This window comes from Streptomyces sp. NPDC002888, from assembly GCF_042888465.1.
In the GTDB taxonomy this organism is placed as follows: domain Bacteria; phylum Actinomycetota; class Actinomycetes; order Streptomycetales; family Streptomycetaceae; genus Streptomyces.
On the sequence record NZ_JBIAPU010000024.1, the window covers coordinates 18,808 to 40,724 of the forward strand.

The 21,917-nt window shown below is 71.1% G+C and carries 19 protein-coding genes; 7 read left to right on the forward strand and 12 right to left on the reverse strand.

Translation table 11 applies throughout. The features are described 5' to 3' along the window. Positions 1-38 precede the first annotated feature (38 nt). Positions 39-362, forward strand: coding sequence for a hypothetical protein (locus ACFYWX_RS32990; protein WP_389428426.1), 324 nt, complete (start codon positions 39-41; stop codon positions 360-362). Here ACFYWX_RS32990 and ACFYWX_RS32995 read toward each other — a convergent pair. The 4 genes from ACFYWX_RS32995 to ACFYWX_RS33010 all read right to left on the reverse strand — a co-directional run bounded on the left by ACFYWX_RS32995 (position 310) and on the right by ACFYWX_RS33010 (position 8,527). Beyond that, entirely contained in the window at positions 310-1,074 is a 765-nt protein-coding gene (locus ACFYWX_RS32995; protein WP_389428428.1) for an SDR family NAD(P)-dependent oxidoreductase, read from the reverse strand. The two genes, ACFYWX_RS32990 and ACFYWX_RS32995, sit on opposite strands and share 53 nt — an antisense overlap. Before the next feature lie 107 nt (positions 1,075-1,181). Next, positions 1,182-2,024 (reverse strand): Fpg/Nei family DNA glycosylase, encoded by an 843-nt coding sequence (locus ACFYWX_RS33000; RefSeq protein WP_389428430.1) that lies wholly within the window; start codon positions 2,022-2,024, stop codon positions 1,182-1,184. A gap of 85 nt (positions 2,025-2,109) precedes the next feature. Continuing rightward, complete coding sequence (locus tag ACFYWX_RS33005) at positions 2,110-7,197, reverse strand: ATP-dependent helicase (RefSeq protein WP_389428432.1); 5,088 nt, start codon at positions 7,195-7,197, stop codon at positions 2,110-2,112. A gap of 385 nt (positions 7,198-7,582) precedes the next feature. Then, a complete protein-coding gene (locus tag ACFYWX_RS33010; RefSeq protein WP_389428433.1) occupies positions 7,583-8,527 on the reverse strand; it encodes a hypothetical protein in 945 nt (314 codons plus the stop codon). An 80-nt stretch (positions 8,528-8,607) separates the two neighbouring features. Here ACFYWX_RS33010 and ACFYWX_RS33015 point away from each other — a divergent pair, with 80 nt between their 5' ends. Together ACFYWX_RS33015 and ACFYWX_RS33020 are read left to right on the forward strand one after the other, a co-directional pair. After that, positions 8,608-8,802, forward strand: coding sequence for a DUF3046 domain-containing protein (locus tag ACFYWX_RS33015; RefSeq protein ID WP_389428435.1), 195 nt, complete (start codon positions 8,608-8,610; stop codon positions 8,800-8,802). 60 nt (positions 8,803-8,862) lie between these two features. Beyond that, positions 8,863-10,110 carry an AI-2E family transporter gene (locus ACFYWX_RS33020; protein WP_389428437.1) on the forward strand — a complete coding sequence of 416 codons (1,248 nt, stop codon included), beginning with the start codon at positions 8,863-8,865 and terminating at the stop codon, positions 10,108-10,110. 31 nt (positions 10,111-10,141) lie between these two features. Here the strand turns inward: ACFYWX_RS33020 and ACFYWX_RS33025 are convergent, their stop codons facing one another. Continuing rightward, the gene (locus tag ACFYWX_RS33025; protein ID WP_389428611.1) at positions 10,142-10,867 is read right to left on the reverse strand and encodes a hypothetical protein; all 726 of its coding nucleotides are present in this window, start codon (positions 10,865-10,867) and stop codon (positions 10,142-10,144) included. A 443-nt stretch (positions 10,868-11,310) separates the two neighbouring features. On the opposite strand from ACFYWX_RS33025, the gene recA reads away from it, so the two are divergent. Both recA and recX read left to right on the forward strand, forming a co-directional pair. Further along, positions 11,311-12,444: a recombinase RecA gene (gene recA, locus ACFYWX_RS33030; RefSeq protein ID WP_389428439.1), complete on the forward strand. Its 1,134-nt coding sequence runs from the start codon at positions 11,311-11,313 to the stop codon at positions 12,442-12,444. A gap of 3 nt (positions 12,445-12,447) precedes the next feature. Further along, positions 12,448-13,332, forward strand: a complete 885-nt coding sequence (recX, locus tag ACFYWX_RS33035; protein ID WP_389428441.1) for a recombination regulator RecX — start codon at positions 12,448-12,450, stop codon at positions 13,330-13,332. 133 nt (positions 13,333-13,465) lie between these two features. On the opposite strand, the gene ACFYWX_RS33040 is transcribed toward recX, so the two are convergent. The 7 genes from ACFYWX_RS33040 to ACFYWX_RS33070 form a co-directional block, all read right to left on the reverse strand. Further along, positions 13,466-13,975 (reverse strand): cysteine dioxygenase, encoded by a 510-nt coding sequence (locus ACFYWX_RS33040; protein ID WP_389428443.1) that lies wholly within the window; start codon positions 13,973-13,975, stop codon positions 13,466-13,468. A gap of 138 nt (positions 13,976-14,113) precedes the next feature. Beyond that, positions 14,114-14,200, reverse strand: coding sequence for a putative leader peptide (locus ACFYWX_RS33045; RefSeq protein ID WP_319285218.1), 87 nt, complete (start codon positions 14,198-14,200; stop codon positions 14,114-14,116). 108 nt (positions 14,201-14,308) lie between these two features. Then, on the reverse strand, positions 14,309-15,910 hold the full coding sequence (locus ACFYWX_RS33050; protein WP_389428445.1) for an FAD-dependent monooxygenase: 1,602 nt from the start codon (positions 15,908-15,910) through the stop codon (positions 14,309-14,311). A gap of 174 nt (positions 15,911-16,084) precedes the next feature. After that, complete coding sequence (locus tag ACFYWX_RS33055; protein WP_389428447.1) at positions 16,085-16,981, reverse strand: amino acid ABC transporter permease; 897 nt, start codon at positions 16,979-16,981, stop codon at positions 16,085-16,087. Next, positions 16,978-17,646, reverse strand: coding sequence for an amino acid ABC transporter permease (locus tag ACFYWX_RS33060; RefSeq protein WP_389428449.1), 669 nt, complete (start codon positions 17,644-17,646; stop codon positions 16,978-16,980). Before ACFYWX_RS33060 ends, ACFYWX_RS33055 begins: the two co-directional genes overlap by 4 nt. Before the next feature lie 76 nt (positions 17,647-17,722). Further along, the gene (locus tag ACFYWX_RS33065) at positions 17,723-18,559 is read right to left on the reverse strand and encodes a glutamate ABC transporter substrate-binding protein (RefSeq protein ID WP_389428451.1); all 837 of its coding nucleotides are present in this window, start codon (positions 18,557-18,559) and stop codon (positions 17,723-17,725) included. Between the two features lie 82 nt (positions 18,560-18,641). Further along, complete coding sequence (locus tag ACFYWX_RS33070; protein ID WP_389428453.1) at positions 18,642-19,418, reverse strand: amino acid ABC transporter ATP-binding protein; 777 nt, start codon at positions 19,416-19,418, stop codon at positions 18,642-18,644. A 297-nt stretch (positions 19,419-19,715) separates the two neighbouring features. Between ACFYWX_RS33070 and ACFYWX_RS33075 the strand changes: the two genes are divergently transcribed. Continuing rightward, the gene (locus tag ACFYWX_RS33075; protein WP_389428455.1) at positions 19,716-20,402 is read left to right on the forward strand and encodes a response regulator transcription factor; all 687 of its coding nucleotides are present in this window, start codon (positions 19,716-19,718) and stop codon (positions 20,400-20,402) included. 80 nt (positions 20,403-20,482) lie between these two features. Next, complete coding sequence (locus ACFYWX_RS33080) at positions 20,483-21,889, forward strand: ATP-binding protein (RefSeq protein ID WP_389428457.1); 1,407 nt, start codon at positions 20,483-20,485, stop codon at positions 21,887-21,889. Positions 21,890-21,917: the final 28 nt, after the last annotated feature.

A 21,917-nucleotide genomic window follows, 5' to 3' on the forward strand; every position in this document is an offset into this window, starting at 1 on the left:
CGGGACGTCGATCTAGCGTCCGGCTGGAGGTGGCGGCGATGACGGGCCGGACAGGGTGGGGCGGGGCGGGGCGGTGGGGCTGGAGGGCCTGGGGGGCTGGTCTGGGGCTCGGGGCGTTGTGGTGGTGGGCTGTGTTGCGGATCGCGTTGGCGCCGGACGCGGGGGTGCTGGAGGGAGCGGTCGCGGCCGGGGGGTGGGGGCTCAGTCTGTTGCCGGTGCACTGTGTGGCCAGGGCGCGGGCGGTGGGGGCGGTCGGTGCGGGGCGGTGGGTGGAGGCGTGGCGGGGGGCCGCGGCTGGCGGGCAGACACCTACCAAGGCATCGCCACGCCACCGTTCGGACGGAGGATCTGGCCCGTCGTGAAGGCTGACGCGTCCGAGGCCAGGTGCAGGACGGCATGGGCGACGTCCTCCGGGTCCCCGACGCGGGCCAGCGGCGACATGCGGGACATGAGCGCCTCGGTGTGCGCCTGGGCGGCGGAGTCGTGGCGGTCGGTCATGGGGGTGCGGATCCAGCCCGGGGCGACCGCGTTGACGCGGATGCCGTGCCGGCCCAGCTCCGTCGCCAGCGTCTTCGTCAACTGGACGACGGCCGCTTTGGCCGCGCCGTAGCAGAGCAGGCCGGGGCCGCCGGTGTCGACGGCGCCCGAGGCCATGGTGACGATGCTTCCCCGGATGTTCCGGGCGAGCATCAGGCGGGCCGCCTCCTGGCAGGCGTACAGCACGCCCTTGAAGTTGACGTTCAGCACCCGGTCGAGGTCCTCGTCACGGGTCTCCAGGACCGGGCTGCTGTGCATGATCCCGGCGATCGCGGCCATCACGTCCAGGCGCTCGCAGCTCTCGACGGCCTGTTTGACCTGGGCCCGGTCGGCGACGTCGAGGTGATGGGTGCGGGCCGTGCCGCCGCGGCCCTTGATCAGGGTCGCCGTCTCGTGCAGGCCCTGCGCGTCACGATCCGCGCAGTGCACGGTGGCGCCCGCCTCCGCGAGCAGGACCGCACTGGCGCGGCCTATGCCGCTCGCGGCGCCGGTGACGAATGCGGTGCGGCCGGTGAGGTCGTACGCCTTGACGGGCATGATGCGACGGTACGAGCGTTTCTGACGGTCCGTCAATTAGTGGTTCGTCAATTGACAGTTTGTCAATTGATGGTTCGGCAACTGGTGGTTCGGCAATGGACGGCCCGTCAATTGGTCGTGCGGGGACGGAATCGCTGGGTCGCGAGGGTGCCCGGAGCCGGTGCCGGGCCGACCTGGCAGGCCGGGCACCAGTACGTGGGGCGCTCGCGGGAGCCGTCGCCCTGGTCGGCCACGCGGATCGGTGTGCGGCAGCGGAGACAAGGGCGGCGTGCGCGTCCGTAGACGAACAGGTCCTGGCCGCGGTGACCCGTCGTGGCGCGTATCGGACGCTCGCGGTTGGCCTCCAGGAGCCTCTTGGCGAGAGCGGGAAGCTTCTCGGCGCGGTCGGCGGGCAGCTCGCCGACGGGCAGCCAGGGGGTGGCGCCCAGGAGGAAGCAGAGCTCGCTCTTGTAGACATTGCCGATGCCGGCGAGGTTGCGCTGGTCGAGCAGCGCTTCGCCGAGGGGGCAGGCGGGGTCCGCGAGGAGGTTGGTGAGGGCCTGCTCAGCGTTCCAGTCCGGGCCCAGCAGGTCCGGGCCGAGGCGGCCGACGGCACGGTGTTCGTCGGTGGTGCGCAGCAGTTCCAGGACGGGGAGGCGGTAGCCGACGGCCGTGCGGTCGGCGTTGCCGAGGATCACGCGGATCTGGTGGGCCGGGCCGCCGCTCCAGCGCTGGTCGGCGGCGTACACCTTCCAGGAGCCGTCCATCCGCAGGTGCGAGTGGAGTGTCAGGCCACCCTCGATGCGGGTGAGGAGGTGCTTGCCGCGCGGTGTGACGTCCAGGACGGTACGGCCGGTGAGGTCGGCGGTGGCGTACTTGGGGATCCGGAGGTCGGAGCGGGTCAGCACCCTGCCGGCCAGCGCGCCGTGCAGACGCTTGGCGGTCTGCCAGACCGTGTCTCCTTCGGGCATGGGTCAAGAGTGGCACGCGGGGCGCGCAAGGGCCGGGCGCGAGGGCCGGACGCAAGGGCGGGCGCAAGGGCCGGGGGTCGGAAGGTCACGCCCGTAGGCGCAGGCCGCGCGGGGTCGCGATGAAGCCCGTTCCTTCCAGGAGGGTGCCGATGGGGGACGTCAGGGCCGAGGCGCCGTTGACGCGCTCCACCGTGACCGTGCCGAGGGAACCCGCGCGTGCGGCTGCTGCGAGGGCCTCCGCGGCCGCCTGCAGGCGTGGGTCCTGCGTGGCGGTGGTGTCGGGTTCGGCGGGCCAGGCCAGGAGTGTCTTGCCGCCGCGCTCCATGTAGAGGGCCAGTTCGCCGTCGACGAGCACCACCAAGGAACCCGCCTTGCGGCCCGGCTTGTGCCCGGCACCGGTCGGCGGCTCGGGCCAGGGGAGGGCCGCGCCGTACGCGTTCGCGGGGTCGGCCGCGGCGAGCACGACGGCTCGGGACGCGGGGGTGGGGCGCGTGCGGTGCGGGGGGAAGGCTTGGGGCTGCTGGGACGCCGGGCGGGCATGGTCCCGGGGGGAGACGTAGTCGCCCGGCGCGGGGCGGTCCTGGGGCGAGAAGTGGGCGCCGCCCGGTGCGATGGGGCCGTCCAGGAAATCGCCGTCGAGGTCGGGGAAGTCGTACGCCGGGTTGCCGGAGGCGGCGTCGGACGCGCGCCAGTCGGTGGGGGAGCCGGTGTGGTCGGGCGACGGGGTGCCGAAGGCGTCGGGTCGGCCGTAGGCGTCGGGGGTGCCGAGGCCGTCGGGGCGCCCGTGGTCGTCGGGCTTACGGACGGCGTCGGGCCGGCCGTAGCTGTCGGGGGTACCGACGGCGTCCGGCCGGTCGAAGCCGTCGGGTGAGCCGTAGCCGTCAGGGGTGCCGTTTCCGAAGGTGGAGGGCGGTGCGTCGCCCCGGTCTCGGGCGTTGGCGACCGCGCGGAGGCGGTCCACGGCGCCGTCCATCGCGAACTGTGCGGCGCCGAGCCCCTCCACCACATAGCCCCGCCGGGCCTGACCGGTCTCCTCGAAGGCGGACAGGATGCGGTACGTCGCCGAGAACCCGCCCTCGACGCCCTCGGCGGAGACCGCTCCCCGGGTCACCACGCCATGCCGGTCGAGGAGGGTGCGGGCCAGCGCGTGGGCGCGCACGGTGGTGTCCGGCTCGCGCCGCGGGAGCAGCGACCAGCGGCCGGCGACGGTGGGTGGGCCGCTGCGGGACGTGGGGCGTGCGGCGGCGGTCAGGGAGCCGTAGCGGCCGCGCGGGACCGTGCGCTTGGCCCGGTGGGCCGTGGAGCCCGCGGTGCGGCCCGAGCCCAGGAGGGAGCGCATCGGCGCGAGAGTGTCGTTGGTGAGCCGGCCGGACCAGGCCAGGTCCCAGAGGGCATCGGCCAGTTGGGGATCCGTGGCGTCGGGGTGTGTGGTGGCGCGGACCTGGTCGGCGATCTGGCGGAAGAACAGACCGTACCCCCCGCTGAGGGCGTCCAGGACGGACTGGTGGAGGGCGGTGAGCTCCAAGGGGTGCGGGGGCGGCAGGAGCAGTGGGGCCGCGTCCGCCACGTACAGCGAGACCCAGCCGTCCTTGCCGGGGAGCGCGCCCGCCCCGGCCCACACCACCTCTCCGGCAGCGGTCAGCTCGTCGAGCATCGCCGGGGTGTAGTCCCTGACGCGGGACGGCAGGACGAGCTTCTCCAGGGCGGAGGCGGGCACGGACGCGCCCTGCAACTGTTCGATGGCGCGGACCAGTCCGTCGACGCCGCGCAGGGAGTGGCCCTTTCCGATGTGCTGCCACTGCGGGAGGAACTGGGCGAGCGCGGCCGGGGGCACCGGTTCCAGTTCGTGGCGGAGGGCGGCGAGGGAGCGACGGCGCAGCCGGCGAAGCACGGCCGCGTCACACCACTCCTGGCCGATGCCGGCGGGGTGGAACTCGCCCTGGACGACACGGCCGCTCGCCGCGAGCCGCTGGAGCGCGCCCTCGGTGACCGCGACGCCCAGGCCGAAGCGGGTCGCCGCTGTGGCCGACGTGAACGGGCCGTGGGTGCGGGCGTAGCGCGCGAGGAGGTCGCCGAGCGGGTCCTTCACGGGCTCGGTGAACGCTTCCGGGACGCCGACCGGCAGCGCCGTGCCGAGCGCGTCGCGCAGGCGGCCCGCGTCCTCGATCGCCGCCCAGTGGTCGGCGCCGGCGATACGGACGCGGATCGCGCGGCGGGCGGCGGCCAGCTCCTGCGCCCACTGCGGCTCGGCGCCCCGCTCGGCCAGCTCGGCGTCCGTGAGCGGGCCCAGGAGGCGCAGCAGGTCGGCGACGCCTTCGGCGTCCTTGACGCGGCGGTCCTCGGTGAGCCACTGGAGTTCCCGCTCCAGGTCGGTCAGCACCTCGGCGTCGAGCAGCTCGCGCAGCTCCGCCTGGCCGAGCAGCTCGGCCAGCAGCCGTGAGTCCAGGGAGAGGGCGGCGGCGCGGCGTTCGGCGAGCGGGGAGTCTCCCTCGTAGAGGAACTGGGCGACGTACCCGAAGAGGAGGGAGCGCGCGAAGGGGGAGGGCTCGGGGGTGGTGACCTCGACGAGGCGCACCTTGCGGGATTCCAGGTCGCCCATCAGCTCGACGAGTCCGGGTACGTCGAAGACGTCCTGGAGGCACTCGCGGACCGCTTCCAGGACGATCGGGAACGACCCGAACTCGCTGGCCACCTGCAACAGTTGGGCGGCGCGCTGGCGCTGCTGCCAGAGGGGTGTGCGCTTGCCGGGGCTGCGGCGCGGCAGCAGCAGCGCGCGGGCGGCGCACTCGCGGAAGCGGGACGCGAACAGGGCCGAACCGCCGACCTGATCGGTGACCACCTGGTCGACCTCGCCCTTGTCGAAGACGACGTCCGCCGCGCCCACGGGGGCTTGGTCCGCGTCGTACTCCCTGCCGATCTTCGCCGGTTCCTGGTCGAGCAGCTCCAGGCCCATCAGGTCGGCGTCGGGCAGGCGCAGGACGATGCCGTCGTCGGCGTGCATGACCTGGGCGTCCATGCCGTACCGCTCGGAGAGCTTGGCGCCGAGGGCGAGCGCCCACGGGGCGTGGACCTGGGCGCCGAAGGGGGAGTGCACGACGACCCGCCAGTCGCCGAGCTCGTCACGGAACCGCTCCACGACGATCGTGCGGTCGTCCGGGATGTGGCCGCAGGCCTCTCGCTGCTCGTCCAGGTACGACAGGACGTTGTCCGCCGCCCACGTGTCCAGGCCCGCCGTCAGCAGACGCAGGCGGGCGTCCTCCTTGCTCAGGGAGCCGACCTCGCGCAGGAACGCGCCCACCGCGCGACCCAGTTCGAGGGGGCGGCCCAGCTGGTCGCCCTTCCAGAAGGGGAGCCGGCCGGGGACGCCCGGCGCGGGGGAGACCAGGACACGGTCGCGCGTGATGTCCTCGATGCGCCAGGAGCTGGTGCCGAGCGTGAAAACGTCCCCGACGCGCGACTCGTAGACCATCTCCTCGTCGAGCTCGCCGACGCGGCCGCCGCCCTTCTTGGGGTCGGCGCCGGCGAGGAAGACCCCGAAGAGACCGCGGTCGGGGATCGTGCCGCCGGAGGTGACGGCGAGGCGCTGGGCGCCGGGGCGGCCGGTGACCGTGCCGGCGACGCGGTCCCACACCACACGCGGGCGCAGCTCCGCGAACGCGTCGGAGGGGTAGCGGCCGGCCAGCATGTCGAGGACGGCCGTGAAGGCGGATTCCGGGAGCGAGGCGAAGGGGGCGGCGCGGCGGACCATGGCGAGCAGGTCGTCGAACTGCCAGGTGTCCAGTGCCGTCATGGCGACGAGTTGCTGGGCCAGCACGTCGAGGGGGTTGGCGGGGACCCTGAGGGACTCGATCGAACCCGTGCGCATGCGCTCCGTGACCACGGCCGCCTGGACGAGGTCGCCCCGGTACTTCGGGAAGACCACGCCCGTGGAGACCGCGCCGACCTGGTGGCCCGCGCGGCCGACGCGTTGGAGGCCGGAGGCCACGGAGGGCGGGGACTCGACCTGGACGACGAGGTCGACGGCGCCCATGTCGATGCCGAGCTCCAGGCTGGAGGTCGCGACGACGGCGGGGAGCCGGCCCGCTTTGAGGTCCTCCTCGACAAGGGCGCGCTGCTCCTTGGAGACCGAGCCGTGGTGGGCGCGCGCGATGACCGTCGGGGCGCCCTGGGCGGCGCCCGAGCCGCCCATGAGCTCGGCCGGCGCGTGGTGCTCGTCGAGGGGTTCGCCGGTGGCCCGCTCGTAGGCGATCTCGTTCAGGCGGTTGCAGAGGCGTTCCGCGAGACGGCGGGAGTTCGCGAAGACGATCGTGGAGCGGTGGGCCTGGACGAGGTCGGTGATGCGCTCCTCGACGTGCGGCCAGATCGACGGGCGCTCGGAGCCGGTGGAGCCGTCGGAGCTGTCGGCGGCCGGGGAGCCGCCGAGTTCGCCCAGGTCCTCGACCGGGACGACGACCGAGAGGTCGAACTCCTTGCCCGACTTCGGCTGGACGATCTCCACCTTGCGGCGCGGGGAGAGGTAGCGGGCGACCTCGTCGACGGGGCGCACGGTGGCGGAGAGGCCGATGCGGCGGGCCGGCTTCGGGAGGAGCTCGTCCAGGCGCTCCAGGGAGAGGGCGAGGTGGGCGCCGCGCTTGGTGCCCGCTACGGCGTGGACCTCGTCGAGGATCACCGTCTCGATGCCGGTCAGCGCGTCACGCGTGGCCGAGGTCAGCATCAGGAACAGGGACTCGGGGGTCGTGATCAGGATGTCCGGGGGGCGGGTGGACAGCGCGCGGCGCTCGGCGGCGGGAGTGTCGCCTGAGCGGATGCCGACCTTGACCTCGGGTTCGGGGAGGTCCAGACGGACGGATTCCTGGCGGATGCCGGTCAGGGGGCTGCGGAGGTTGCGCTCGACGTCCACGGCCAGGGCCTTGAGCGGGGAGACGTACAGGACGCGGCAGCGCTTCCTGGGGTCGGCGGGGGGTGGGGTGGAGGCGAGCTGGTCCAGGGCGGCGAGGAAGGCGGCGAGGGTCTTGCCGGAGCCGGTCGGGGCGACCACCAGCACGTCCGAGCCCTCGCGGATGGCCTGCCACGCGCCGGACTGGGCCGCGGTGGGCGCGGAGAAGGCCCCCGTGAACCAGCCGCGGGTCGCGGGGGAGAAGCCGTCTAGGGCTCGGTGTGCGGAGCTGACCATGTGTCCATCGTGCACCCGGGCACTGACAATCGCGTTGACCTGCGGGTTCGCTTCGGTGGGGGGGGGTGGAGTGGTCGGCTGGGGTGAGTGGGTGCGGCTTGGGTGTGGGTGTGGGTGTGGGTGTGGTGTGGGTGCGGGGCGGCTCGCTTGTGTTCGTCGTGGGTCGGGGCCGCGGTGGTGCGTCGAGCCGGTCGCCTGTCGTGCCCCTCTGCTCGTTGCCACAGTGGGGCGGTACTGGGACCAGCTACGCGACGGGCTGCGACGCACCACCGCGGCCCGCTCCCGTTCGTCGGCGGCACTCCCGTCGATGTGGCTGAGACGCGGCCCTCTCGTCGGCTTGACGGACACGGAGCGCGTCGTCGCCCATGAGTGGCTGACGCGTGGGTCAGCCGATGGCGCGGCCGTAGGCCCTCAGGGTGCGCAGTGCCTCGATCGTGACCCTCGGGCGGGCCTCCAGGGCGGTGCCCGGGGCCCACTGGCGCCAGCGGATCGGCCAGCCGCCGTCCTCCTGCTGCTCACTCGCCAGGAAGTCCAGGGAGCGGGTGATCTCGGCGTCCGTGAACCACGCGCGCGCGAGGGAACTGGGTGTCCTGGCGTAGTCGTGCGGGAAGTGGTGCTCGCCGGGGGCGTAGCCGGGCGCGACCGGGTACGCGTCCAGGTCGTCCGGGTCCAGCGCCGCGAGGCGGTGTTCGCGCACCAGACGGCCCAGGCGGTCGGCGGCGGCCTCCGCGCGGGAGCGGTCGGGGGCGGAGTCCAGGAAGGCCACCGCGGCCTCGATCTCGTAGGGGTGGGACTGCTTCAGCGACTCGACGCGCTGCCAGCAGAAGTCCGTGGCCCGGAAGAGCCAGGCGTGCCACACCTCGTTGCGGTGCAGCAGGCCCACCACCGGACCGGTGGCGAGGAGTTCGCCGGGTGGATCGTCCACGATCGGGATGAAGGGCGCCGCCGGGTATCCGCGCTGGCCGGGATGGATCGCCGGCAGGGCGCCGTCCGGCGTGGAGACGGAGGTGAGATAGCGGCACACGCGCTCCACGCGCTGCCCGCCGCAGCGTCCGACGGCGTCCAGGACGCGCAGGGCGTGAGCGGTGTGGAGCGGCTGGCTGACCGGGCCGCGCAGGTCGGGTTCCAGCGCGTGGCCGTACCCGCCGTCGGCGTTGCGGTAGGCGTCCAGTGCCGTCTCCACCGGGTCGGCGCCGCCGTTGAGGAAGTGGTGGGCGAAGAGGCGCTGTTCCAGCACGCGCGCGGTGAGCCAGACGAAGTGTTCGGCGCGGAAGAGCGGGGAGTGCGCCGGGGGCGTAGGAGGGAGTGGGGATGCTCCGGTTTCGGCCATGCGTCAGACCGTAGGGCGGAAAGCGGTCTCGACAGGGGGTCCCGGCTCGGGCCCACTCTCAGGGGCGGGATACTGATGTCATGCGGTTGACGGTCTTCTGGCAGCGGATGGCGGAGCAATTCGGCGCGGGATACGCCGAAACCTTCGCGCGCGATCACGTGATGTCCGAGCTCGGCGGGCGCACGGTGCAGGAGGCGCTGGCGTCGGGCTGGGACACCAAGGACGTGTGGCGTGTGGTCTGCACGGTGATGAACGTTCCGCAGGAGAAGCGCTGATCTGTCACGAAGATCGCCCCGCGTCGACCGATTGTCAGAGGAGTGGGCGAGACTTGGACCGTGGCACCCACTGACGAGACCGGGCAGGTCGCCCAGCACGCATCCTCCTCCGGCACGACGCCGCCCGACAGGCCCCCGGCCGACGGCGCCGTGCCGGACGCCGGCATGCCGAGCTGGCTGCCGCGTGCCATGGTGCTCGCGCTCGCGCTCATCGCCGCGTTCCAACTCGGCACTTGGGCCTTCCACCAGCTCGTCGGGCTGCTGATCAACATCCTCATCGCGTTCTTCCTGGCCCTCGCCATCGAGCCCGCGGTGAGCAGGCTGGCCGCTCACGGCATGCGCCGGGGGTTCGCCACCTTCCTGGTCTTCCTGGGACTGCTGGTCGTCCTCGCCGGATTCGTCACGCTGCTCGGCTCGATGCTCGCCGGGCAGATCATCAAGATGATCGAGGGCTTCCCCGAGTACCTCGACTCCGTCATCAACTGGGTCAACACGACGTTCCACACCAACCTCAGACGCGTCGACATCCAGGAAAGCCTGCTGCACTCCGACTGGCTGAGAAAGTACGTCCAGAACAGCGCCACCGGTGTCCTCGACGTGTCCGCGCAGGTCCTGGGCGGCCTCTTCCAGCTGCTGACCATCGCGCTGTTCTCGTTCTATTTCGCCGCCGACGGACCGCGGCTGCGGCGCACGCTGTGCTCCGTGCTGCCGCCCAGCCGGCAGGCCGAGGTGCTGCGGGCGTGGGAGATCGCCGTCGACAAGACCGGTGGCTATCTGTACTCGCGCGGGCTGATGGCACTGATCTCGGCCCTGGCGCACTACGTACTCCTCCAGGCGCTGGGCATCCCCTACGCGCCCGTGCTCGCCCTGTGGGTGGGCGTGGTCTCGCAGTTCATCCCCACCATCGGCACCTATCTCGCGGGCGCCCTGCCCATGCTGATCGCCTTCACGGTCAATCCCTGGTACGCGCTGTGGGTGCTGATCTTCGTGGTGATCTACCAGCAGTTCGAGAACTACATGCTGCAGCCCAAGCTCACCTCGAAGACCGTCGACATCCACCCCGCCGTCGCCTTCGGGTCGGTCATCGCGGGAACCGCCCTCCTGGGCGCGGTCGGCGCGCTGATCGCCATCCCGGCGGTCGCCACGCTCCAGGCGTTCCTCGGGGTGTACGTGAAGCGGTACGCCGTCACGGACGATCCCCGCGTGCACGGCCACCGCCTCCGGGGGACGGGGAAGAACCTGCTCACGCGCGCGCGGCGCCTCTTCGAGAAGCGGCGGTCGGCCGGGTCGGGGGAGGACTCCTCCTGACCGGGGGAGCGGCCGCGGCGCGCCTGCCGCTTCAGTACGTCAGGGCAGCCCATACGCCGGCCGCGGCGACCGCAGCCGCGTAGCAGACGACCGCCCCGGCCAGGATCCGCCGCTGTGTCGTCCCGCTCCAGGACGTGCGGGACAGCAGCCAGGCCAGCGCTGGCAGCACCAGCACAGCGTGCAGGCTCACGCCGTGCAGCGGCTTGAGCGGGGCCGTCGAGTGATAGGCGGCCTCCTGGTGACCGGTGCGGGTGAGCACCACGCCGCGCGCGATCATCGCCGCGCCCGAGGCCAGTGCCACCAACAGGATCGCGAACCCGGAACGCACCGCGAGCGCCATTCCCGCGGGGCCCGTGGGCCGGTGCCGGAAGGACGTGACCGCGAACACGGTGAGCACCACGACGAGGACACCGCCGCCCACCGCGAGGGTCATGGACACCGCCGTGTCGAAGGGCGTCTCCATGTCGAGGTGCGAGGGCACCCGGCGCCAGGCCTGGAGGGTGATGCCGCCGACCTCCACCACACAGTCGGCGGCGAACACCGCGAGCAGCGCGGCGCGCAGCCGTCGTCCGACGCGCAGATACGACGTGACCCAGGCGACCGCGAGGAGCGTCACCCCGAAGGAGAGCCCGAAGGTCACCGGCTTGCGCCAGGAGACGGGCCCGTCCCACGGACCGCCGTCCACGGCGAACACCAGCAGATGGGCGAGGCCGGAGAGGGTCAGGAGGAGGCCGGTCGCACGACAGAGACGGTCCACGAGCGGGGGCGGCGCGGCACCGGCTGTCCGTCCGCCGACCACTGATCGAGGGCGGACCGTTCCGCGGCTCACCTGGGATGTCCTCACGTCGTCCATGGAGCGAGCCTCTCGGGAACGGCCGTGCGCTGTCGTCGTACGGCTGGAGGCGGACGCGGTACGCCGGCGGAAGTAGGCGCTCCGTCAGCGCCCCTGGCCGGGCGTCAGGCCCCTTGTCGGGCCGCGAGCGTAGTCTCGGATGTGCCGCGTGGTGCGCTTGACACAAAAATCGAACATCCGTTCTTATGGAGGCTCCGGCGAGGCTCTCGCAGGGCGTTTCGACCCGGTTTCGGTGGAGAAGCGACCGAGTTATCCACAGGCCGGACCAGCGTCGAGGCGCATTGTCAGTGGCAGGCGTTAGCGTCTTTGACGTGAAGCGATCGACTCAAGCAAATCGGGTGGAACCCATGGCAGGTACCGACCGCGAGAAGGCCCTGGATGCCGCGCTCGCACAGATTGAACGGCAATTCGGCAAGGGCGCGGTCATGCGCATGGGCGAGCGGCCGAACGAGCCCATCGAGGTCATCCCGACCGGGTCGACCGCGCTCGACGTGGCCCTCGGCGTCGGCGGCCTGCCGCGCGGCCGCGTCGTCGAGGTCTACGGACCGGAGTCCTCCGGTAAGACGACCCTGACCCTGCACGCGGTGGCGAACGCACAGAAGGCCGGTGGCCAGGTCGCCTTCGTGGACGCGGAGCACGCCCTCGACCCCGAGTACGCGAAGAAGCTCGGCGTCGACATCGACAACCTGATCCTCTCCCAGCCGGACAACGGCGAGCAGGCCCTGGAGATCGTGGACATGCTGGTCCGCTCCGGCGCCCTCGACCTCATCGTCATCGACTCCGTCGCGGCGCTCGTCCCCCGCGCGGAGATCGAGGGCGAGATGGGCGACTCGCACGTGGGTCTCCAGGCCCGCCTGATGAGCCAGGCCCTGCGGAAGATCACCAGCGCGCTCAACCAGTCCAAGACCACCGCGATCTTCATCAACCAGCTCCGCGAAAAGATCGGCGTGATGTTCGGCTCCCCGGAGACCACGACCGGTGGGCGTGCGCTGAAGTTCTACGCCTCGGTGCGGCTCGACATCCGTCGCATCGAGACGCTGAAGGACGGCACCGACGCGGTCGGCAACCGCACCCGCGTCAAGGTCGTCAAGAACAAGGTCGCGCCGCCCTTCAAGCAGGCCGAGTTCGACATCCTCTACGGCCACGGCATCAGCCGTGAGGGCGGCCTGATCGACATGGGCGTGGAGAACGGCTTCGTCCGCAAGGCCGGCGCCTGGTACACGTACGAGGGCGACCAGCTCGGCCAGGGCAAGGAGAACGCGCGCAACTTCCTGAAGGACAACCCCGACCTGGCCAACGAGATCGAGAAGAAGATCAAGGAGAAGCTGGGCGTCGGCGTACGTCCCCAGGAGACGCCCGCCGAGCCGGGTGCGGACGCGGCGGTCTCCACGGCCGGTGCCGCGGACGAGGCCGCGAAGGCGGTGCCCGCCCCCGCGGCGGCCAAGGCCGCCAAGACCAAGGCCGCTGCTACCAAGAGCTGATCCGTGACGCGACGAACCGACTGGGCCGAGTACACCTACTCCGGCGCCCCGGGGCAGCCGGGGCCGGAGGAGGGCGACGGGGGCTTCGCCCGGGACGGCGAGGGCCCGCCGGGCGGAGGCTCGTACCGCGGCGATGACGGGTGGCCGGACGGCGGCTCGTCCCACAGCGACGACGGATGGCAGGGCGGCGGCTCCTACCGCGGAGACGACGGCGACCCCCACCAAGAGGGCGCGGACGGTGACGGTCGGCGCCGGGGCGGTCGCGCGCGACGTGGCGAGGGCGGTTCTCGCGGTGGGCCAGGTGGGCGCGGGCGCCGTCGCCGTGGCTTCGGAGAGCCGTCCGGTGAAGACGGAGGTGCCCTCTCCTCGTCGAGGGCCGAGCAGGGGGCACCTCCAGGGGACCCGGCTGAGCGGGCGCGGGCGATCTGTCTGCGCCTGCTCACCGGGACCCCGCGCACCCGCAAGCAGCTCGAGGACGCCCTGCGTAAGCGGGAGATCCCGGACGACGTCACCGAGGAGGTGCTGTCACGGTTCGAGGAGGTCGGGCTGATCAATGACAGTGCCTTCGCCGACGCCTGGGTGGAGTCCCGGCACCACGGCCGAGGGCTGGCCCGGCGCGCACTCGCCCGGGAACTGCGGACCAAAGGCGTCGACCCCGGGTTGATCGACGAGGCCGTCGCCCAGTTGCACTCCGAGCAGGAGGAGGCGACCGCACGCGAGCTGGTCGCCCGCAAGCTGCGTGCCACCCGTGGCCTCGACCGTGACAAGCGCCTGCGTCGCCTCGCGGGCATGCTCGCCCGCAAGGGCTACTCCGAGGGCATGGCCCTGCGGGTGGTCCGGCAGGCGCTGGAGGAGGAGGGCGAGGACACGGAGTTCCTCGATGACTAGGGCTGGGCCAGGGGCCAGTAGGCCCCGGGGTTCCTTCGGGGGGAATGTGTGAGCCCTGAACTCGGGGGACGCACGGGGGCGTCCATCGCGTTCAGGAAACGCACTGACTCCATCCCTCTTACTGCCGGTCGTCTTATTGCCAGTCCTCCGGACGCTCCACCTGCTCCAGCCGCAGCACCTGGCCCGTACGGCTGTAGCGGCGGATCTGCGGCAGGGGCGGGTAGTAGGCGTGGACAGAGATGGCGTGCCGGTCGCTGGACTCGTTGAGGACCTCGTGGACGTGGTGGCGTCCGAAGGCACGGCCCTTGCCGGGCGACAGTCGGCGTTCCCGGTCGACGCCGTCCGCCAGCTCCAGGGTCCTCCAGCCGTCGGTGGGCAGCCGAGCCGCGAGCGAGTTCTCCTTCAACTCACCCTGCGCGGTGAGGAAGGCACCCACCGAGTCGGCGTGGTCGTGCCAGCCCGTGCCCGTGCCGGGCGGCCAGCCGATCAGCCAGGCCTCGCTACCGCCCGGACCTTCGAGACGCACCCAGGTACGGCCGTCGGGGTCGAGGGGAAGCGAGGAGATCAGCTCGGCGTCGGCAGCCGTACGCCGAACGAAGTCGAGGAGGTCCGTCTGGGTGGGTGCGGCGGCGGGGGCGGACACGGAGGGCGAGACGGCCCCGGAGGCAGACCCGGAAGCAGGAAGAGACGCGGAGAGAGACACAGCACCGTCCTGATGAGCGTTCGCGTGGGAGCGCGCGACAGCAGAGGGCGACGCGCGCGGGAAGGAAGGGATGCGAATTCAGCAGGACGGCCGACACACGCAGCCCGCATAGCGGACGAGGTCCATATGGACCCTCCGCCACAGGCGCACATTGGTGTCGGTCACGCTCCGGAGTACACCATGACGGTGCAGACCGGTCAACTCACTGTCACCATGTGGACCGCAAGGTGACAGCCTGTGCGAATACTTCGCCTCCTTCGCCCCGGAGTCCGCCTACTTCGCCCCGGAGCCAGCCGCAGCCGCCGCCTTCACCGGTCCGCCCAGCGTCGCCTCCGCCGCCGCGTACAGGTCGGCCGGACGCACCCCGTTCAGCGCCGTGACCAGGTGGCCGTCGGGCCGGACGAGGAGGACGGTGTGGGCGGCAGCGCCCGGGTAGCTCTCCGCGACCAGCAGTTCGGCGGGATGCGGCAGGGCCGTCACCGCCGCAGCGAGCCGGGGCATGATCCCCGCGGACACCCAGTGCCTGCGCTCCCACACCCCCGTGCCCGGCGCGATCAGGACGACGAGCAGCGCGCCGCGCCCGAGCCGGTCCCGCAGCCGTACGAAGGAGCCGTCCTCCGCCGTCACCCGTACGTCCTCGACCGGGGCGCCGGGCGGCGTGTCCACCGGGACCTCCGCCTCCAGATGCAGGGGTGCGAGCGGGGAGTCGGCGTATGTACCGGGCGTACCCAGCGGGCCGCGGCCGAGGTGACCGTCGGTGAGCAGCGCGTCGTGGCCGCGGGCCGAGCCCGGGACGTACGCGCGCAGGCCCCCGCCACCGCGCAGCAAGGGCAACGCCTGGTCGGCGGCGCGCAGCCGGGCGGAGACCAGCGCGCGCCGCTCCGTCTGGTAGCTGTCGAGGAGCCCCTCGTGCGGACCGTGGTGCCAGGCCGCGGCCAGCTTCCAGGCGAGGTTGTCGGCGTCCCTGAGGCCCTCGTCGAGCCCCTGGGTGCCGAGCGTGCCCAGCAGGTGCGCCGCGTCCCCGGCGAGGAAGACCCGGCCCTCGCGCCAGCGGCGGGCCAGCCGGTGATGCACGGTGTGGACGCCGGTGTCGAGGAGCTCGTACGGCGGTGTCGGACCGTCGCTCCAGCCGGCGAGGGTCTCGCGGACGCGGGCCACCAGCAGCTCGGGCGTGACCAGGTCCTTGCCGGGCGGGAGCAGCCAGTCCAGGCGCCAGACGCCGTCCGGGAGCGGGCGGCCGGTGATCTCCCCGGCGGAGGGGCCGGACGTCCGCCACGGCGGCATCCGGTGGAGCAACGCCTGGTCGGTCCAGGGAAGTTCCGTGCGCAGCGCGGCCACCGCGTGCCGCTCCACCGCCGTACGGCCGGGAAAGCGGATGTCCAACAGCTTGCGCACGGTCGAGCGGGGGCCGTCGCAGCCGACCAGGTAACTGCCCCGCCACCAGGTGCCCTTGGCGCCGCGGGTGTGGGCGTTGACGCCTGAAGGTTCCTGCTCGACGGAGTCGAGGCGGCTGTCCACGGCGACCTTGACGCGCCGCTCGCCCACGAGGGCCGCGCGCAGGACGCCGGTCACCACGTGCTGGGCGATGTGCAGGGGGGCCGGTTCGGTGTCGTCGAACGTGACCTCGCGCATCACCTGCCTGCGCCGCATCGACCGCCATCCGGCCCAACGCACCCCGGCCTCGGCGAGCGGAACGCCGGTCAGCCGTTCCAACAGCGCGGTGGTGTCCTCACGCAGCACGACCGTGCGCGCGAGCCGCGGCTCGTCCTTGCCCGGCCCCTCGTCGAGAACGACCGACGGAACCTCCTGGCGCGCCAGGGCCAGGGCGAGCGTGAGCCCGACGGGGCCGGCTCCGACGATGATCACCGGGTCCACGGTGTGGGGCCCCCTGCCTGTGGTGTCGTCGTCGGGGACGTGGGTGAACAGAGGGTTGGAGCAGGGTGCACGATCACAGAACGTATGCAACCCATTGCCGGTTCCCGCGTCAAGCGACGAAGGGCAGTGGCGATCACGCCACTGCCCTACGTGTGCCTGCCGGGTGAACGTCCGTCAGGCGTTGGCTCCGCCTGCTCCGGTTCCGAAGGTTCCCCCTACCGCCGCGTCGTCTGCCTTGAGCACAGCGCCGGTCGACTTCTTGCCGCGTCGCAGTCGTGCCTCCAGCCAGCCCGCGAACGTGGTTATGGCGAAGTTGATCGCAATGTAGATCAGCGCCACGACCGTGAAGCTCGCGATGGTGTTCGCGCCGTAGTACGAGCTCATCGGGGAGACCGAGCCCAGCAGCTCCGCGAAGGTGAGGACCGCGCCGCCGAGGGCGGTGTCCTTCACGATCACGACGAGCTGGCTGACGATCGCCGGGAGCATCGCGGTGACCGCCTGCGGGAGCAGGATCGACGTCATGGTCTGGATCTTGCGCAGACCGATCGCCTGCGCGGCCTCCGTCTGCCCCTTCGGCAGGGCGAGGATGCCGGCGCGGACGATCTCCGCGAGCACCGAGGCGTTGTAGAGGACCAGGCCGGTGACGACGGCGTACAGAGGACGGTCGTCCGAGCTGATGTCGGTGTACTGCGAGTACAGGGCCACACCGAAGATCATCAGGATCAGCACCGGGATGGCGCGGAAGAACTCCACGATCACCCCGGCCGGGATCCTGACCCACGCGTGGTCGGACATCCGCGCGATTCCGAAGACGGCGCCCAGCGGGAGCGCGATGACCATCGCCAGGGCCGCCGCGATCAGCGTGTTCTTCAGGCCGGGCAGGAGATACGTCGTCCATGCCTCGGACTTGGTGAAGGGCTCCCACTTCGCCCACTCGAGCTGGCCCTTGTCATCCAGGCTCTTGTAGACCCACCACAGCACTGCGGCGAGGGCGGCCAGGAACAGGACCGTGAAGAGGACGTTGCGCCGCTTGGCCCGGGGCCCTTGGGCGTCGTACAGGACCGAACTCATCGCTTCACCGCCACCTTCTTGCCCACCCAGCCGAGGATCAGGCCGGTCGGCAGCGTCAGGCAGACGAAGCCGAACGCGAAGATCGCGGCGATCAGGAGGAGCTCTGCCTCGTTCTCGATCATGTCCTTCATCAGCAGGGCCGCCTCTGCCACGCCGATCGCGGCGGCGACCGTGGTGTTCTTGGTCAGGGCGATGAGGACGTTTGTCAGTGGGCCGACCACCGAGCGGAACGCCTGGGGGAGCACGATCAGCGTCAGGACCTGGGTGAAGTTCAGCCCCACCGCGCGGGCCGCCTCGGCCTGGCCGACCGGGACCGTATTGATGCCGGAGCGGATCGCCTCGCAGACGAACGCCGAGGTGTAGACGATCAGACCCAGTACGGCGAGCCGGAAGTTGATGGTGTCGAAGTCGTCCCCGCCGCCGAGCGAGATGCTGAGCGTCTGGTTCAGGCCCAGCGAGGTGAAGAGGATGATCACCGTCAGCGGGATGTTCCGCACGATGTTGACGTAGGCGGCGCCGAAGCCGCGCATCAGGGGCACCGGGCCGACGCGCATGGCCGCCAGCATCGTTCCCCAGACCAGGGAGCCGACGGCCGAGAGCAGCGTGAGCTGCACCGTCACCCAGAAGGCGCCCAGCAGGTCGTAACCTTCAAGAAAGTCGAACACGATCTCCCGCGCTTCCGCGTGTGGGTTGGCCCCGATGCGCCGCCCTCACCGGGCGGCGCACCAGTCGGGCGCTGACTCAGCTCTTGACGTCGCCGATCTTCGGCGCGGGCTCGTTCTTGTAGCCGGCCGGACCGAAGTTCTTGTCCACGGCCTTCTGCCAGGACTTGTCGGCGACCATCTCCTCAAGGGCCTTGTTGATCTTGGCCTTGAGGTCGCTGCCCTTCTTGACGCCGATGCCGTAGTTCTCGTTGGTCATCTTGAAGCCGCCGAGCTTGAACTTGCCCTTGAACTGCTCCTGGGACGCGTAGCCGGCGAGGATCGAGTCGTCCGTGGTGAGCGCGTCGATGGCCTTGTTCTGCAGACCCGTCAGGCAGGCCGAGTACGTCGGGTACTTCAGCAGGTTGGCGTCGGGGGCCAGCTTGTCCTTGACGTTCTGCGCCGAGGTCGAGCCGGTCACGGAACACAGCTTCGCCTTGTTGAGGTCCGCCGGTGACTTGATCTTGGTGTCGTCGGCGCGGAGCAGGACGTCCTGGTGGGCGAGGAGGTACGGGCCGGCGAAGTCGACCTTCTTCTCGCGCTCCGGGTTGATCGAGTAGGAGGCGGCGATGAAGTCGACGTCACCGCGCTGCAGCATGGTCTCGCGGTCGGCGCTCTTCGACTCCTTCCACTCGATCTGGTCCGCGTTGTAGCCCAGCTTCTTCGCGACGTACGTGGCGACGTCGACGTCGAAGCCGGCGTAGCCCTGCGGGGTCTTCTGGCCGATGCCGGGCTGGTCGAACTTGATGCCGACGGTGATTGTCTTGCCACCACCGGAGGAGCCGCTGTTGTCCTTGTCGTCGGACCCACACGCGGTGGCGGTCACGGCCAGCGCGAGTACGGCGGCCGAGGCGGCGGTGACCTTGCGGAGCTTCATGATGAACATCCTTTGAGTGGTGACGATCCGGTCCGTCAGGAGCGGGTGACGCAGGTCGACAGGGTGGGCGCGAGGTGCGCCGTCAGTGGTGAAGGATCTTCGAAAGGAAGTCCTTGGCACGGTCGCTGCGCGGGTTGCTGAAGAACTGGTCGGGCGCAGCCTGTTCGACGATCTTGCCGTCCGCCATGAACACCACGCGGTTTGCGGCCGAACGTGCGAAGCCCATCTCGTGCGTGACGACGACCATGGTCATGCCCTCTCGGGCGAGCTGCTGCATGACCTCCAGCACCTCGTTGATCATCTCCGGGTCGAGCGCCGACGTCGGCTCGTCGAAGAGCATGACCTTCGGGTCCATGGCCAGGGCGCGCGCGATGGCGACGCGCTGCTGCTGGCCGCCGGAGAGCTGCGCGGGGTACTTGTCGGCCTGGGTTGCCACGCCGACCCGGTCGAGCAGGGCGCGTGCCTTCTCCTCGGCCTTCTTCTTGTCGGTCTTGCGGACCTTGATCTGCCCCAGCATCACGTTCTCGAGCACGGTCTTGTGCGCGAACAGGTTGAACGACTGGAACACCATGCCGACGTCGGCACGCAGCCGGGCCAGCTCCTTGCCCTCATCGGGCAGGGGCCTGCCGTCGATCGCGATCGCACCGGAGTCGATGGTCTCCAGGCGGTTGATGGTGCGGCAAAGGGTGGACTTACCGGACCCGGAGGGTCCGATGACTACGACCACCTCACCGCGTGTGATCGTCAGCTCGATGTCCTGGAGAACGTGCAACGCGCCGAAGTGCTTGTTGACGCTCTTCAGGACGACCAGGTCTCCGGTAGGGGCCGCGTCCTCCTTGGCCACCGATACTTTGGTCATCGCTCGGGCTCCGTCCTCCTCGGTTTCGCAGGACAGTAGTGACCCTGTACGACCAGCGTCATTACATCTGAGGGGAATCTGAGCATCACGATCCGATAGCAATCGGACACGTGTCGTAGCACTTGTGACCTGGGCGCAATCAGCGCGCGTATCGGCCGGATAACGGAAGTCGCCCGGAACCGGAACCCACTTGACGGCGTCGTCCTGAATCAGCGTGACTGCCATGGTGCACGCGCGCGCGTGCACGCGTTTTGTACATAACGACACCATACGGCTGATGAATCGGAGGGGGCCGGGATGCGACTGCTCCTCGTCGAGGACGACAACCACGTCGCCGCGGCTCTGTCCGCGGTCCTGAAACGGCACGGCTTCGACGTCACCCATGCCCGCAGCGGCGAGGAGGCCCTCCAGGCGCTGATCCCGGAAGGCCCCGGCTTCGGAGTCGTCCTCCTCGACCTGGGCCTGCCCGATCAGGACGGCTACGAGGTCTGCGGCAAGATCCGCAAGCGCACCGCCACCCCGGTGATCATGGTCACCGCGCGGTCCGATGTGCGCTCCCGCATTCACGGCCTCAACCTCGGCGCCGACGACTACGTGGTGAAGCCGTACGACACCGGGGAACTGCTCGCCCGGATCCACGCCGTCAGCCGGCGCACCGTCCAGGAGGACCCCGCGGCGGCCGTCGAAACCGCGCTGCGTCTCGGCTCCATGCTCATAGAGCTGCCGACGCGCCAGGTCACGGTGGACGGTTCGGTTGTCCAACTGACCCGCAAGGAGTTCGACCTCCTTGCCCTGCTCGCCCAGCGGCCCGGGGTGGTCTTCCGTCGGGAGCAGATCATCAGCGAGGTGTGGCGCACCAGCTGGGAGGGGACGGGGCGCACCCTGGAGGTGCATGTCGCGTCCCTGCGGGCCAAGCTGCGTATGCCGGCCCTGATCGAGACCGTGCGGGGCGTGGGCTACCGGCTCGTCGCCCCGGCTGCGTAGGGTCTGTCCGGCGGATCGGGTCGGAGGGAAGGCAGTGGCGTCCGATGAACACAGGTGAGCGGGGATAGGGCGGAAACGGCTTGCGCACACGTCTGCTGCCGCTGCTCATCGTCCTGATGGCGGCCGTGCTGCTCGCTTTGGGTATCCCGCTGGCCGTCAGCGTGGCCGGGGCGCAGCAACAGAAGGTGGTCGTCGACCGGATCGACGACACCGCGCGGTTCGCGGCCCTCGCCCAGTTCGTCACCGACACGCCCAGCGAGTCCGCCGGCACGCCTACGGACGAGCGCCGCGAGACCCTGAGCCGCGAACTGATCAGCTACTACGAGGTCTACGGCATTCGCGCCGGTGTCTTCTACCGCAGTGACACGCCCATGGCTCACGCACCGACGGACTGGTACCTCCCCGAAGAGGGGGAGGTGCGGGACGCTTTCGACGAGGCGTTCCTCAGCCGTCGCAGCCACGACCCCAAGCAGGTGTGGCCCTGGCAGCGTGGCCGTCTCATCGTCGCCTCGCCCGTCATCCGGGACGGCGACGTCGTCGCGGTCGTCGTCACCGACTCGCCCACCGGGCAGATGCGTTCGCGGATCCTGCAGGGCTGGCTGGTCATCGGGGCGGGTGAGATCGCCGCGATGCTGCTCGCCGTGGGCGCCGCGCTCCGGCTGACCGGATGGGTGCTCAAACCCGTACGCGTGCTGGACGCCACGACCCACGCGATCGAGAGCGGTCGCCTGAAGTCCCGGGTCGCGGTGGCGAGTGGACCGCCGGAACTTCGGCGGCTGGCCCGGTCGTTCAACGAGATGGCGGACAACGTCGAGGACGTGCTGGAGCAGCAGCGCGCCTTCGTCGCCGACGCCTCGCACCAGCTGCGCAACCCGCTCTCGGCGCTGCTGCTGCGCATCGAGCTCCTCGCTCTCGAACTCCCCGAGGGCAACGAGGAGATCGCCTCCGTCCAGACCGAGGGCAAGCGCCTCGCGCAGGTTCTGGACGACCTGCTCGATCTGGCGCTGGCCGAGCACACCGAAGCCGACCTGCGGATCACCGACATCGGCGCGCTGACCGCCGAGCGCGTCGCGGCCTGGGCGCCCACCGCCGACGCCAAGGGCGTACGACTGGTGGGCACCTGTCCGCCCACCACCGCCTGGGCCGACCCGGTCACGCTGTCCAGCGCCCTGGACGCGGTGATCGACAACGCGGTGAAGTTCACGCCCGAGGGCGAGAGCGTCGCGGTGGGCGTCGCGTCCAACGGCACGACCTCGACCGTCGTCGTCACCGATCACGGTCCGGGCCTCACCGAAGAGGAGCTGGCCCGTATCGGCGACCGCTTCTGGCGCAGCGGCCACCACCAGAACATCAAGGGCTCCGGCCTTGGCCTGTCCATCTCCCGGACCCTGCTCGCCGCGGGCGGCGGCTCCATCGCGTACGGCCACAACGAACCGCACGGGCTGCGGGTGACGGTGACCGTGCCGAGGTCGGCGCCCGTGGCCTGAGCCGCGGTGCTGCGCAGGGCGCGGTGGC

Coding starts and splice junctions, on each gene's coding strand:
- ACFYWX_RS33010 (WP_389428433.1), bottom strand. CDS start 8,527: ATGGCCGAAACCGGAGCATCCCCACTCCCTCCTACGCCCCCGGCGCAC.
- ACFYWX_RS33000 (WP_389428430.1), bottom strand. CDS start 2,024: ATGCCCGAAGGAGACACGGTCTGGCAGACCGCCAAGCGTCTGCACGGC.
- recA (WP_389428439.1), top strand. CDS start 11,311: ATGGCAGGTACCGACCGCGAGAAGGCCCTGGATGCCGCGCTCGCACAG.
- ACFYWX_RS33065 (WP_389428451.1), bottom strand. CDS start 18,559: ATGAAGCTCCGCAAGGTCACCGCCGCCTCGGCCGCCGTACTCGCGCTG.
- ACFYWX_RS32995 (WP_389428428.1), bottom strand. CDS start 1,074: ATGCCCGTCAAGGCGTACGACCTCACCGGCCGCACCGCATTCGTCACC.
- ACFYWX_RS32990 (WP_389428426.1), top strand. CDS start 39: ATGACGGGCCGGACAGGGTGGGGCGGGGCGGGGCGGTGGGGCTGGAGG.
- ACFYWX_RS33070 (WP_389428453.1), bottom strand. CDS start 19,418: ATGACCAAAGTATCGGTGGCCAAGGAGGACGCGGCCCCTACCGGAGAC.
- ACFYWX_RS33015 (WP_389428435.1), top strand. CDS start 8,608: ATGCGGTTGACGGTCTTCTGGCAGCGGATGGCGGAGCAATTCGGCGCG.
- ACFYWX_RS33055 (WP_389428447.1), bottom strand. CDS start 16,981: ATGAGTTCGGTCCTGTACGACGCCCAAGGGCCCCGGGCCAAGCGGCGC.
- ACFYWX_RS33075 (WP_389428455.1), top strand. CDS start 19,716: ATGCGACTGCTCCTCGTCGAGGACGACAACCACGTCGCCGCGGCTCTG.
- ACFYWX_RS33005 (WP_389428432.1), bottom strand. CDS start 7,197: ATGGTCAGCTCCGCACACCGAGCCCTAGACGGCTTCTCCCCCGCGACC.